This is a genomic window from Streptomyces sp. P9-2B-2, assembly GCF_030406865.1.
In the GTDB taxonomy this organism is placed as follows: Bacteria; Actinomycetota; Actinomycetes; order Streptomycetales; family Streptomycetaceae; genus Streptomyces; species Streptomyces platensis.
The window spans coordinates 945,122-958,874 of the sequence record NZ_CP129126.1 but is presented as its reverse complement, the minus strand read 5'-3'; the positions used below and the strand labels follow the sequence as shown (position 1 = coordinate 958,874).

At 71.1% G+C, this 13,753-nt stretch carries 7 protein-coding genes; 3 read left to right on the top strand and 4 right to left on the bottom strand.

Annotated elements, in window-relative coordinates; all coding sequences use genetic code 11:
- Positions 1 to 40 precede the first annotated feature (40 nt).
- The 3 genes from QT196_RS04270 (at position 41) to QT196_RS04260 (ending at position 4,981) form a co-directional block, all read left to right on the top strand.
- Complete coding sequence (locus QT196_RS04270) at positions 41 to 2,575, top strand: FAD-dependent oxidoreductase (protein ID WP_290354368.1); 2,535 nt, start codon at positions 41 to 43, stop codon at positions 2,573 to 2,575.
- A gap of 64 nt (positions 2,576 to 2,639) precedes the next feature.
- A complete protein-coding gene (solA, locus tag QT196_RS04265) occupies positions 2,640 to 3,800 on the top strand; it encodes an N-methyl-L-tryptophan oxidase (RefSeq protein WP_168477658.1) in 1,161 nt (386 codons plus the stop codon).
- An 11-nt stretch (positions 3,801 to 3,811) separates the two neighbouring features.
- The gene (locus tag QT196_RS04260; protein WP_168477657.1) at positions 3,812 to 4,981 is read left to right on the top strand and encodes an aromatic ring-hydroxylating dioxygenase subunit alpha; all 1,170 of its coding nucleotides are present in this window, start codon (positions 3,812 to 3,814) and stop codon (positions 4,979 to 4,981) included.
- A gap of 93 nt (positions 4,982 to 5,074) precedes the next feature.
- Here the strand turns inward: QT196_RS04260 and sbnA are convergent, their stop codons facing one another.
- From sbnA to QT196_RS04240, 4 genes are read right to left on the bottom strand one after another with little or no spacing between them, the layout of a single operon-like run.
- Complete coding sequence (gene sbnA, locus QT196_RS04255) at positions 5,075 to 6,130, bottom strand: 2,3-diaminopropionate biosynthesis protein SbnA (protein ID WP_168477656.1); 1,056 nt, start codon at positions 6,128 to 6,130, stop codon at positions 5,075 to 5,077.
- A gap of 57 nt (positions 6,131 to 6,187) precedes the next feature.
- Positions 6,188 to 7,258, bottom strand: a complete 1,071-nt coding sequence (sbnB, locus tag QT196_RS04250; RefSeq protein ID WP_168477654.1) for a 2,3-diaminopropionate biosynthesis protein SbnB — start codon at positions 7,256 to 7,258, stop codon at positions 6,188 to 6,190.
- Between the two features lie 3 nt (positions 7,259 to 7,261).
- The gene (locus QT196_RS04245) at positions 7,262 to 10,816 is read right to left on the bottom strand and encodes an amino acid adenylation domain-containing protein (protein ID WP_290356605.1); all 3,555 of its coding nucleotides are present in this window, start codon (positions 10,814 to 10,816) and stop codon (positions 7,262 to 7,264) included.
- An 18-nt stretch (positions 10,817 to 10,834) separates the two neighbouring features.
- Complete coding sequence (locus QT196_RS04240) at positions 10,835 to 13,267, bottom strand: Pls/PosA family non-ribosomal peptide synthetase (protein WP_290356604.1); 2,433 nt, start codon at positions 13,265 to 13,267, stop codon at positions 10,835 to 10,837.
- Positions 13,268 to 13,753 lie beyond the last annotated feature (486 nt).

Below are 13,753 nucleotides of genomic sequence, written 5' to 3'. Positions count from 1 at the left end.
CCCATCCCAGTGGACCACCCCGACCAGCAGGAGGAGGGACATGTCCCGTACGCCCGCCCCCAGTTCCCGTGTGGTTGTCATCGGTGCCGGCATCGTCGGCTGCTCCCTCGCCGATGAGCTGACCGCCCGCGGCTGGACCGATGTCACCGTCCTCGAACAGGGTCCGCTGCCGGCCCCCGGCGGCTCCACCTCGCACGCTCCCGGCCTGGTCTTCCAGACCGGCCCGTCCAAGACCCTCACCGAGTTCGCCGCCTACACCGTCCAGAAGTTCGGCTCCCTCGACGTGGACGGGCTGTCCTGCTTCCACCCGGTCGGCGGTCTGGAGATCGCCACCACCGAGGCCCGCTGGGCCGATCTGCACCGCAAGGCCGGACTCGCGGCCTCCTGGGGCATCCGCGGGGAACTGATCGGCCCGCAGCAGTGCAAGCGCCTGTGGCCGATGCTGGACGAGACCACGCTCTACGGCGGATTCCACACCCCCGACGACGGGCTGGCCCGCGCCGTGCTCGCCTGCCGCGCCCAGATCGCCCGGGCCGAGCAGCGCGGCGCCCGCTTCCTGGACCGGCACACCGTCACCGGGATCGAGCGGGCGGACGGCCGGGTCACCGGCGTCACCACCGACCGCGGCACCTTCCCCGCCGACCATGTCGTCTCGGCCGCCGGCTTCTGGGGCCCGGTGATCGGCGCGATGGCCGGGGTGGACGTGCCACTCCTCCCGCTGGCCCACCAGTACGCCACCACCGAGCCGCTGCCCGAACTCGCCGGCGTCAACGACCCACGGGACGAGGCGAGCAAGCCGATCCTGCGTTTCCAGGACCGCGACCTCTACTTCCGCGAACACACCGACCGGATCGGCATCGGCTCCTACGCCCACCGCCCGATGCCCGTCGACCCCTTCGCGGTCGCCGCCTTCGACGACGCTCCCCCAAGCTCTCAGCTGCGTTCGAGCAGGGGGGACCCCCATGTCATGCCGTCCTCGCTGCCCTTCACCGCGGCGGACTTCGCGCCGAGCTGGCAGGACAGCGTCGGACTGCTGCCCGCACTGGGCGCGTCCCGGGTCGCCGAGGGCTTCAACGGCGTCTTCTCCTTCACCCCCGACGGTATGCCGGTCCTCGGCGAATCCCGCGAACTGCGCGGATTCTGGCTGGCCGAGGCGGTCTGGGTCACCCACTCCGCGGGCGTCGCCAAGGCCGTCGCCGAGTGGATGACGGACGGCCGGCCCGCCATCGACATCCATGAGTGCGACCTCTACCGCTTCGAGGACGCCCAGCGCTCGCCCGCCTACATCGCCGACCGCGGCGCCCAGAACTTCATCGAGGTCTATGACGTCATCCATCCGCTGCAGCCCATGGAACAGCCGCGGCCGCTGCGCACCAGCCCCTTCTACCCACGGCAGCAGGAGCTCGGCGCGTACTTCCTGGAGGGCGGCGGCTGGGAGCGCCCGCACTGGTACGAGGCCAACGCCCCGCTCGCCGAAGGGCTCCAGCTCCCCGAGCGTGACGCCTGGTCGGCCCGCTACTGGTCACCGATCGCCGCCGCCGAGGCCCGCGCCACCCGGGAGCAGGTCGCCCTCTACGACATGACCCCGCTGCGCAGGCTGGAGGTCACCGGCCCCGGTGCCCTCGCCTTCCTCCAGCGGATGACCAGCAACAACCTCGCGAAGAAGCCCGGCGCGGTCACCTACACCCTGCTCCTGGACGAAACCGGCGGCATCCGCTCCGACCTCACCGTCGCCCGGCTCGCCCCGGACCGCTTCCAGATCGGCGCCAACAGCGGAGCCGACCTCGACTGGCTGCTGCGGCACGCCCCCGACGATGGGGGCCCCTCCCGCTCGAGCGAAGCCGAGAGTGGGGGAGTCCAGGTCCGCGACAGCACCTCCGGCACCTGCTGCGTCGGCGTCTGGGGCCCGCTCGCCCGCGCCCTGGTCCAGCCCCTGACCCGCGACGACTTCTCACACCAGGCCTTCGGCTACTTCCGGGCGAAGCAGACCTACCTCGGCCATGTCCCGGTCACCGCCATGCGCCTCAGCTACGTCGGCGAACTGGGCTGGGAGCTGTACACCACCGCCGATATGGGCCTGCGCCTGTGGGACACGCTCTGGGAGGCGGGCCAGGAGCACGGGGTGATCGCCGCCGGGCGCAGCGCCTTCAACAGCCTCCGCCTGGAGAAGGGCTACCGCGCCTGGGGCCATGACATGACCACCGAACACGATCCCTACGAGGCCGGGGTCGGCTTCGCGGTCCGCCCCGCCAAGGGCGACTTCATCGGCCGGGCGGCGCTGGAGGGCCGCAGCGAGGAGACCGCGTCCCGCCGGCTCACCTGCCTCACCCTCGACGACCCCGCGGCCGTCGTCCTCGGCAAGGAACCCGTCCTCGTGGACGGCACCCCGGCCGGCTATGTCACCTCCGCCGCCTACGGCTACACCCTCGGCCGCGGGATCGCCTACGCCTGGCTGCCGGCCGCCGCGGCGGTCCCCGGCACCGCCGTACACATCGAGTACTTCGGCGAGAAGATCCCTGCCACCGTCGCCCAAGAGCCCCTCTTCGACCCGCAGATGGAGCGCATCCGCAGGTAGCCCCGGGCCCGTCCGCGGTTCGCCGGTGATCCGCCCGCCCTCCGTACGCAGAAGGAGCAACCGCATGGCTCCCACCTACGACGTCATCGTTCTCGGCCTCGGCGGCATGGGCAGCGCCGCCGCCCACCACCTCGCCGCCCGGGGCGCCCGGGTCCTGGGCCTGGAGAAGTTCGGCCCGGTGCACAACCGCGGCTCCAGCCACGGCGGTTCGCGGATCACCCGCCAGTCCTACTTCGAGGACCCCGCCTACGTGCCGCTGCTGCTGCGCTCGTACGAGCTGTACGAGAAGCTGGAGCGGGACAGCGGCCGGGACATCGCCACCCTGTGCGGCGGGGTGATGCTCGGCCGCCCCGACAGCCGGACCGTCCGCGGCAGCCTGGAATCCGCCCGCCAGTGGGACCTCCCGCACGAGATGCTCGAACCCCGGGAGATCCGCCGCCGCTTCCCGACCCTGACCCCCGCCGCGGACGAGGTCGCGCTGTACGAGGAACGGGCCGGTCTGGTCCGGCCGGAGTACACCGTCGCCGCGCATGTCCAGCTCGCCGGGCAGGACGGCGCCGAGCTGCACTTCGAGGAGCCGGTCACCCGCTGGGAGGAGCTGCCCGGCGGCGCCGGGGTCCGCGTCCACACCCCCGAAAACACCTACACCGCAGGCCAGTTGGTGATCTGCCCCGGGGCCTGGGCGCCCCAGCTGCTCACCGACCTGGGCGTGCCGTTCACCATCGAGCGGCAGGTCATGTACTGGTTCGCCCCGGACGGCGGCACCGCGCCCTTCGTCCCCGACCAGCACCCGATCTACATCTGGGAGGACGCACAGGGCGTCCAGATCTACGGCTTCCCGTCGATCGACGGCCCCGACGGCGGCGCCAAGGTCGCGTTCTTCCGCAAGGGCACCGTCTGCACCCCGGAGACCATCGAACGCACCGTGCACGACCACGAGGTACGCGCCATGGCCGAGCAGCTCGCCCCGCGCATCCCCGCCCTCCCCGGCCGCTTCCTCAAGGCCGCCACCTGCATGTACTCCAACACCCCCGACGAACACTTCGTGATCACCCGGCACCCCGCGCACCCGGAGACGGTGACCGTCGCCTGCGGCTTCTCCGGGCACGGCTTCAAGTTCGTACCGGTGGTCGGCGAGATCGTCGCCGATCTCGCGCTGACCGGTGCCACCGCGCACCCCATCGAGCTGTTCGACCCCCGCCGGCCCGCCGCCGCGGCCGCTTGAGGAGAGCCACCATGACGACCACGCCCACCGAGTCCTCGCCGGCACCCACCACACCCGCGACCGCTGCCGCCCCGAGCCTGATCGCCACCCTCGCCGGCCACCACTACACCGACCCCGGGATCTTCCGCCAGGAGCAGGAGAAGATCTTCGAGCGGCTGTGGTTCTGCGCGGTCCGCAGCGCCGACCTGGAGAAGCCCGGCGCCTTCCGCACCGTACGGATCGGCCGGGAGAGCGTACTGATCACCCGCAACCGCGCCGGTGCGCTGCGCGCCTTCCTCAACATCTGCCGGCACCGCGGCGCGCAGCTGTGCACCGAGGAGTCCGGCGAGGTCCGCCGCAACCTCCAGTGCCCCTACCACGCCTGGACCTACGACCTCGACGGCCGCCTGGTGGCCGCCCCCAACCTGCAGAAGATGCCGGACGTCGACCGCGCCGAACGCGGGCTGGTCACCGTGCCGCTCCGGGAGTGGCTCGGCTACGCCTGGGTGTGCCTGGCCGACGAGCCGCCGTCCTTCGAGGACACCGTGATCGGCGCGGCCGTCGAACGGCTGGGGGACACCGCCTCCCTCGACCGCTACCGCACCGAAGGACTCGCCCTCGGCAAGCGCGTCACCTATGACGTGCGCGCCAACTGGAAGCTCATCATCGAGAACTTCATGGAGTGCTACCACTGCGCCACCATCCACCCCGAACTCACCGACGTGCTCCCGGAGTTCGCCGACGGTTTCGCCGCCCAGTACTACGTCGGGCACGGTGCCGCCTTCGCCGACGAGGCCACCGGATTCACCGTGGACGGCACCGACGGCTTCGGCCGGCTCCCCGGCATCGAGGACACCCAGGACCGCCGCTACTACGCGATCACCGTCCGCCCGCAGGTCTTCGTCAACCTCGTGCCGGACCATGTCATCGTCCACCGGATGTTCCCGATGGCCCCCGACCGCACCGTGGTCACCTGCGACTGGCTCTACCTGCCCGAGATCGTCGACTCCGGCACCGATGTCTCCAAGTCCGTCGAACTCTTCCACCGGGTCAACGCCCAGGACTTCGACGCCTGCGAGCGCACCCAGCCGGCCATGAGCTCCCGCGCCTACCGCGACGGCGGGGTACTGGTGCCCAGCGAGCACCACATCGGCGCCTTCCACCAGTGGGTCACCGACCGCCTGGCGGGCGGGAGCGGCTGACCGGGTGGCGACCCCGCCGCACGCGGCCTGACGTGGCCGACCGCCCCGCCGGATGCGGGGCGGTCGGCTCGGTGGCTCCGCCAGGCGCCGGCCTCAGGCGTCGTGGCGCCGCTGCCGGCGGCGTGGCGATGGCTCCGGTGGCTCCGCCGGGGAGGTGGGGCCGAGCGGGGCGACATCGGCGTTGACGGGCGGGGCGGGGTCGAGGACGTGCTCGCCGTACAGGTCCTGTACCCAGTTGTCGTGGTAGACGGTGTCGAGGTAGCGCTCGCCGAGGTCGGGGGCGATGGCCACCGCCGTGCGGTCGTGGGCGTCGTGCCGGGTGAGCCAGTCCGTCGCGCCGCTGACCACGGTGCCGGTCGAGCCGCCGAACACGAAGCCGCGTTTGGCCAGCCGGTGGCAGGTGCGGATGGTGTCGGCCTCCTCGACCCGTACCACGTCGTCGACGTAGGACTCGTCGAGCAGCGGCGGCTGGACGCTCATGCCCAGGCCGGGGATCATCCGGTGCCCCGGAGTGCCGCCGAAGGTCACCGAGCCGACGCTGTCCACGGCGATGATCCGTACCGCCCGGTGCCACTCCCGGAAGTAGCGGGCGCAGCCCATCAGGGTGCCGGTGGTGCCGGCGCCGACGAACAGCAGGTCCAGCCGCGGGAAGGCGCGGGCGATGGCCGGTGCGGTCCTGCGGTAGTGGGCCTTCCAGTTGCTCGGGTTGGTGTACTGGCTGAGCCACAGACAGCGGTCGTCGGAGGCGCACAGATTGCGGATGTACGCGAGCCGGGCGCCGAGGAAGCCGCCGTTGGACTCCTGGTCGGCGACCACATGCACCTGGCTGCCCAGCGCCTCCATCATCAGCCGGGTGGCCAAGTTGCAGCGGGAGTCCGTCACACACAGAAAGCGGTAGCCCTTGCTCGCCGCGATCATGCTGAGTGCCACGCCGAGGTTGCCGGACGAGGACTCGACCAGGACCGTCTCCGGACGCAGGTCACCGGCCCGTTCGGCGGACTCCACCATCTCGGTCGCGGCCTTCAGCTTGATCGAGCCGGCGAAGTTGAAGCCCTCGCACTTGAGGAAGAGGGAGTGTCCGAAGATCGACCGGAGGTCGACATAGAGCTCCTCCTCGTTGAACGCGTAGGGCGCGGATATGACTGGCACGTTGGTCTCCTCACCTGCGGCAGCGCACCGTTGGACGGTCCGTCCGACCGTGGCCGCTCATCCGTACCGGCGCAGTTCGTGGAAGAAGCCGTCGACGACCCGCAGTTCCCCGGACCTGACCACCTCGTCGTAGACGTACTTGCCGACCGCGAGATCGAGCACCCCGAGACCGAAAGGGGAGAAGACGGCGGTCCGGTCCGCGGGCACTGCGACCCGGCCGGCCAGCACGTCGTCCAGCGTGCCGTGCAGGAACTCCCGGTTTCCGGTGAGCTGTTCGGTCAGATGCGGGGAGGTGCCGGCGCGCAGACAGTGCTCGATGTCGTCGACGATATTGGTCGAGGCCAGCAGGATCTGCGGGGCGAGGTCGCGCAGCGACACATGCACCACCACCGGGTGATGGCCGAACCACGCGACCTCGTGGACATGCGGCTGCGGGGCGACGGTGGCGAAGACCAGCAGATCGCTGGAGCGGATCAGCTCCTCCGCACTGTGGTGCACGGTGACCCGCCCGGTCGTTCGGCACTGCTCCAGGTACAGGCGGAAGCCGGCCGCGCTCTCCGCGGACAGGTCGTGCACGCCGATCTCGTCGAACGACCAGCCGGTGCCTTCCAGGAAGGTGTGGATGTAGCGGGCGATCAGACCCGCGCCGAAGAATCCGACCCGGGTCGGGCGGGGGCGCCCGCGGCTGAGCCGGTCGGCCGCCGAGGCCGCCGACGCGGCGGTCCTGGTCGCGCTGATGATCGAGCTCTCCAGGCAGGCGAACGGGTAGCCGGTGTCGTGGTCGTTGAGGATCAGTACGGCCGATGCCCGGGGGATGCCGGCGGCCACGTTCGGCGGGAAGCTGGAGATCCACTTCAGGCCGTCCACCCGGGTCCGGCCGCCGATGGAGGCGGGCAGCGCGATGATCCGGGACGACGGGCGGTCGGGGAGGTGGAGGAAGGACGAGGGCGGGTTCACCGACTCTCCGGCACCGTGCAGCCGGTAGGTGGCCTCGACCACGTCCACGATCTCCTTCTCGCGTCCCTCCAGCGCCTGCTGCACCTGGGCACCGGAGATCACCGCGAAGGACGGTGCGGGGGGCGGCCCGGGGGGTGTGGGCCGGGACGGGGTGGGACGGACGGTGGTCATGGGTCAGTTCACCTCAACGGTCGGCGCGCAGTCGGCCAGACGTATGGGGTCGGCCAGGGCCACCACCACGTCCCGCGGCCCTTCGAAGGCCTCCCGGCTGTGCGCGCTGCGGACGTTGTCGACGAGCAGCAGGTCACCGGCCTCCCACGGCCGGCGCGCGGTGTGGGCGTCGTAGACCTCGTTGAGCTGCTGCACCACGTCCTCGGCGAGGGGGTCGCCGTTTCCGTAGCGGGTGTTGAACGGCAGCCCGTCGGGGCCGTACTCGTCGATCAGGTACTCCCGCACTTCGGGCGCCATCGTCCACTCGTTGAGGAACGCGATCTGGTTGAACCAGCAGCGGCGGCCGCTGACGGGGTGGTGCAGCACGGCACTGCGGTGCTGGGTGGTGCGCAGACCGCCGTCCGGCTGCCAGGCGAAGTCGATGGCGTGGGCGCGGCAGTAGCGCTCGACGGCGTCCCGGTCCTCGGTGCCGAACGCCTGGTCCAGCGTGGCCCCGATCTCGGGGTGATAGCTGCGGGTCAGCAGCCAGCCCTCCCGCTCGAACCGCTCGGTCAGGGCCGGGGGCAGCGCGTCCAGTACGGCCGCCGAGTCGGCCACCCCGGTGGACCCGCCGGTGGTGGGGGCGCCCAGGCACGCGAACAGCATCAGCCCAGGGAACTCCAGGGTGTAACTCAGCTCGTGGTGCATGCACATCGGCTGGTTCGGCGGCCATTTCGACGAGGAGTAGACGCCCTCGGAGTAGGTCTGCCGGAGGGCGAACGCCTCCCGCTCGGTCAGCGGGGCGACGCCCAGGCCGTGCAGCACGGCGCCGACCCCGGCCGGATCGCGCATCCCCAGGCCCCGGATCAGCACCGCACCGTGCTCGGCGACGACGGCGCGCAGGGCGTCCCGTCGCTCGGCCGCCCAGCGCGCCGCGCTGTCGGTGGTCCCGACCCGCAGCATCGGAGGTGTGCCGGGTTCCCGCTCCAGTTCGGGCAGCGAGATCGAGAGTGACGACACCATGGTGGTTCTCCTCTCCGTGGCGGCTCGGGACGCAGCCGGCCGTGCGGTGTCGCACCGCACGGCCTGTGCGGCGTCGTTCGGGTGGGGCTGTGGTCGTCCGGCCCTGGCGTCGACCTGCCGGGCGAGGTCGGCGAGGACCGGATGCCGGGTGAGGTCCTTGACGGAGACCGCCCGGCCCAGGCAGACCGCGAGGGCCACGGCGGACAGCGAAGTGCCGCCGCAGTCGAAGAAGTTGTCCTGCCGGCCGATCCGGTCCTGCGGTATGCCGAGCACCTCGGCCCAGGCCGCGGCCAGCTGTCGTTCCGTCGGCGTACGCGGTGCGTGGTAGTCGTCCTCGACCGTGTCGAGTCCGCCGGCGAGGGCCTCCAGCGCCTTCTTGTCGATCTTGCCGTTGGCGGTCAGCGGAAGGCTCTCCCGCCAGAGGAAGGCCGACGGAACCATGTACTCCGGCAGCAACTCGCCCAGCCGGCCCCGCAGGACATCGGCCGCCAGCGCGTGCCGCCCGGAGTAGAAGGCCACCAGGCGCTTGCCGCGCCCCGCCCGCTGGGTCACCACCACCGTGCCGTCACCGACCCCGGGCACCCGGAGCAGAGCGTTCTCGATCTCACCCATCTCGATACGGAAACCACGGATCTTGACCTGGCTGTCCCGGCGGCCGAGGAACTCCAGCTTCCCGTCCGGGAGCCAGCGCCCGTGGTCACCGGCCCGGAAGAGCCGCCGCCCCGGATGGTGCGGATCCGGCACAAAGGCCAGCCGGGTGCGCTCGGGATCGTTGATGTACCCGCGGCCCACGCAGACCCCGGAGAAGACGATCTCGCCTGGGGCGCCCAGCGGCACCGGCGCCAGGTGTTCGTCCACGACGTACACCCGCACATTGTTGACGGGGCGTCCGAGCGGCACCCGCTCGCTGTCCGGCACCGCGTCCATCACCTCGTGGTGGGTGTCGTCCGAGGTCTCGGTCAGCCCGTAGGCGTTGACCAGCCGGATCCCGGGCCGGGCCGCGAACCAGCGCTGCACCAGCTCCTTCTTCAGCGCCTCCCCGGTGACCGACACACACCGCAGATCCGGCAGTGCGCCGGGCCGCTGCGCGAGGGCGGACAGCACGACATCGAGATACGACGGGACCACTTGCAGCACCGTGGCCCGTCCGGCGCCCACCGTGTCGAGGAAACGTCCCACGTCCAGCACGGCCGCCTGCTCGACCAGCAGCGTCCGGCCGCCGACCAGCAGCGCCGAGAGCAGCTGCCACAGGGAGATGTCGAAGCACTGGGGCGCGGTCTGGGCGACCACCTGACCCTCGTCGATCGCCAGGTCGTCGATCTTGGCGTAGAGGTGGTTGAGCATGCCCAGGTGCTCACACATCGCGCCCTTGGGCTCCCCGGTGGATCCCGAGGTGAAGTAGATATACGCCAACTGGTCCGGCCCGACCCGGACCTCGGGGTCGCTGTCCGCGGGGCTCGCCGCGCAGACGGCATCGATGAACAGGGTCCGGACGCCGGGCACCGAGGTGCGGGCCCGGTCGAGGCCGGCGGTGCTGCCGGGTTCGGTCAGCACCTGCCGGCACCCGGCGCGCGAGAGCATCAGCGCGATCCGGCCGGGCGGAAAGTGCGGTTCCACCGGCAGATACACCCCACCGGCCTTGAAGATCGCGATGACCGCGGCCAGCCACTCCAGGTTGCGTTCGGTGACCACCGCGACGACGTCCTCCCGGGCCAGCCCGCGGGCCAGCAGGGCGTGCGCCAACCGGTTGGCGCGGACGTTGAGTTCGCGGTACGTCCACCGCCGGCTCCCGTGCACGGCCGCGATGGTGTCCGGGTGCTCCCGCACTCGCTGCTGGAACAGCTCGTGGAACCGGCGGTCCGGCAGTGGCCGGCTCGGTCCGGCCAGTCCTTCGAGCTGGCACCGGAGTTCCTCGGCGGAGAGCAGGGACTGCCGCCGGTGGTCGGCGTCCGGATCGGCGGCGAGCAGCGTGAGCGCCGTACGGTAGTAGCCGCCGATCCGGGCGGCGCAGCCCGCGTCGAGGACCTCGGTCCGGTACCGCAGTCGCAGCACCTCCCGGCCGTCGTGGCGTACGAGGGCGACCCACAGCACGGTTTCACCGGCCGGGCCGCCGTCCGCACCGGGCAGATCGAACACGGTCTCCGGGGACTCCTCGGCCGGTGCCGGTTCAGGTCCGGTTCCGGCGGCCGGGAAGCCCCGGCGCCGCAGCAGCTCCACCTCGGCCCGGTGGGTGTCCAGCAGGAGGGTCCGCCAGGAGCCGGCCGCGGTCGTCAGCCGGCTCGGCAGCGGAGTGCCACCCCGCTCGGCGAGGTAGCCGGTCGTGACCTCCTGGTCGCCGGACAAGACGGCGAGCACCTTGGCGTGCGCGGCCAGCAGCACCGAACTCAGCGGCATCCGCAGCCGGTCGGCCACCCGGCGCAGCGCGGCCGGCAGCTGCTCCGGGAGGGCCGTCAGGTGCTCGGCGGTGCCCGGAACCGGGACGCGGGTCCAGCGCGGAACCCTGGTGTACGCGCCGTCGGCCGACCCGCCGCGATCGCCGCGGGTGCGGGCCGTCATGGATGTGGTCATCGGCTCCTACCTCCAGCCCTCGCCGGTGTCCTGGCCGCTGGTCTGCCGGGCCGGATTGCCACCCCAGTGCGCATCCGGCGGGACGGCCTCGCCCTTCATGAGGAACGAGTCGGGCGCGAGCACCGCGCCGTCCCCCAGGGCCACGCCGTAATGGACGAAGGCACCGACGCCCAGCGTGCAGCCCGCGCCGAGCGTGCTGCGGTCGGACTTGAAGGTGCCGTCCTCCTGCGAGTGGCACTGGACGACACTCCCCACGTTGAGGGTGCAGCCGTCCCCGATGGCGGCCAGGGTCCGCTCGGTCAGATAGCAGCCGTCGTCGAAAACCCTGCGGCCGATCCGGACCCCCAGCAGACGCCAGATCAGGTTCTTGAACGGGGTGCCGTTGAAGAGCAGCAGATAGCTCTCCGAGGGCACCTTCCAGAAGCGTTCCCGCCGCCAGAAGCGCGGATCGTAGATCGAGCAGAACAGCGGGCTCAGCGGATGGAACACCGTCACTGCCCGTTCGACCAGCACGAAGTAGACGACACCGGACACCAGCACCAGGACGTTGCCCAGCGCGATCGCCAAGGCGCCGACGGAGTCATAGAGCTCCGCGGCGACCGCCACGAGCAGGGTGGCCCAGAAGAAGTAGAGCCACCGCACCAGGAGGTAGAGCCCCATGGTGGCGGCGTTGTGCCGGTTCTTGGCGGCGAGGTGGCGGCGCAGCTGCTCGCCGTTCTTCAGCTGGTCGAAGGTGCTGTCCCGCTGGACCGAGCGGGGAATCTCGAAGCTGGGCGAGCCGAGGAGCCCGACGCCCTCCCGGACCTCGCCGTCGACCGGGACCATGACCTTCGTCGCGAGCAGGCAGTTGTCGCCCGTCTTTCCCCGCGAGGGGTAGGCGATCCGGTTGCCGAGGAAGTTGCGCGGTCCGATCGAGGTCCGGCAGACGCGGAAGGACGTGTCCGAGAAGTCGGCGTTCATGACGGACAGACCGTCGGCGACCATCGTCCCGCTGCCGACGGAACTCAGGTACGGCGTCTCGTGCTTGACCTCGGTACCGAAGTTCGACCCGGTCTGTTCGATCCGGGAGAGGTCGTAGCCGAGGCCCCGCAGGTAGTGGACGATGGCGGAGCTGTCGCCGAACAGCCGCATCAGGAACTTCCGGTTGGTGGTGAGGGCGATCAGCCGCTGCACCCCGTAGTGGAAGCCGTACAGCGGATAGACCTTGCCCGGGGTGAGGGTCCGGCTGAGCAGCCGCGGGACCGTGGCCTGGAAGAGCAGCCCGAGCGGCACGGCGGCGAAGAAGAGCAAGGACACCAGCAGGGCGTCCACGTAGAACGACCCGTCGGCCAGCGCCGTGGGGCCGGGTTCCAGGACCGCACTGAGCTGCGGCGCCTCGGCCAGCAGGATGCTCACCCCGCCGACCGCCAGCGGTACGTACAGCAGCAGCACGGTCACCAACTGGACTGCGCTGTGCACCGTCCTGCGCACGGCACCGCAACGGGCCGGTTTCACCACGCGGTAGTCCACATCGGTCCGCTGTGCCGGTGATCCGTGCCAGTGTTCGCCGTCCGGCACCACCTGCCCGCTGTGCAGCGACGAGGCATGGCCGAGCTGCGCCCCGTCACCCAGCGCCGTCTCGATGTCGAGCACCGTGGCCTCGCTGATGACCACGTTCTTCCCGAGGACCACCGCGCCCGTCTGCACCACACCGGCCTGTGCCCGGTAGCAGTTGAGGAACGAGTCCTTGCGGACGACGGTGCCGTCGCCGAGGGCCAGCAGATCGGTGCACACCGGCACATTGCGCGAGAAGACCGCTACGCCGCGCCCGATCCTCGCGCCCAGGGCCCGGAGATAGAGCGTGTAGAGCGGCGAACCGACGAACAGCACCAGCGGGTTCGCGCGGATCAGCGTCTTGACGACCCAGAAGCGGACGTACGGCAGGCTCCAGACGCGGAACTGCCGGGGCTTCCACCGGCCGATGAGGACCCACTTCACCAGGATCGGAAACGCGCACAACAACAGCAGACCGGCCGCGCCGCACAGCACCGAACGCAGATATCTGCCGAACACGCCGGACCCGGCGGCGATCCACTCATAACCCCAGGCCGTGGCCACCGCGACGAGAGAGGTGTAGCCGAGGAACATCAGCAGTTGCAGCGCTCCGCACAGCACGTACCGTGAGGTGCCCCTGACAGCGGGAGCCGGCGCCGACGGGGGAGTCGGTGCCGGGGGCGGGGTCTCGACCGGGAGAGAGGGTGGGGAGCCCGCCAACGCCGTGGCCAGCGCCCGGATCGTCGGATACCGGTAGATGTCCTTCATCGACACCGGCGGCAGGTCGGCACGCTTCCTGACCCGCGCACAGAAATGTGCCATCACCAAGGAGTCGGCGCCCAGATCGTCGAAGAAATGCCGGTCCACCGGCGTCTGCCCGGTACCCATGACCTCGGCCAGTGTCATGGCGAAGGCGGCCTCGACACCGGGGGCCGGACCGTCCGCGCCGCACTGTCCGGCCGGGGATTCCTCCGGATACGAGGTCAGTTCTTCGACCGGCTCTCCGACCATGGCGACCTCCCTGACAAGCGCCGACGACCGTCGTCCCGTCACCGGGTCCCGCAGGCGCTCGATAGGCGTCGCACGGGCAGTTCCTAATGTGTATTCGAGGCCCGTACGGGCGTGGATTGCACCAAATGCGCTTTTTCTCCTGCGGAGGTCTCCCTATTCCCTTACGTAAGACCTCCACAGCCGGGGTGACCTGCTGCTTCTGCGCGGATGACCGGCCACTGCGGGCCCCTTACCGGCCTCGTGCACGGGCGTCGTCCGCGTCCCGCACACGACCACGCGCCGAGCACAGGGTGCGCGGGCCAGGGCTCCCCCTCAGTCGAACGGGCCCCGACCGGCTGCGGTCCGCGTGAGGGAACGTCAGCCTGGGAGGGCGCGGCCGAG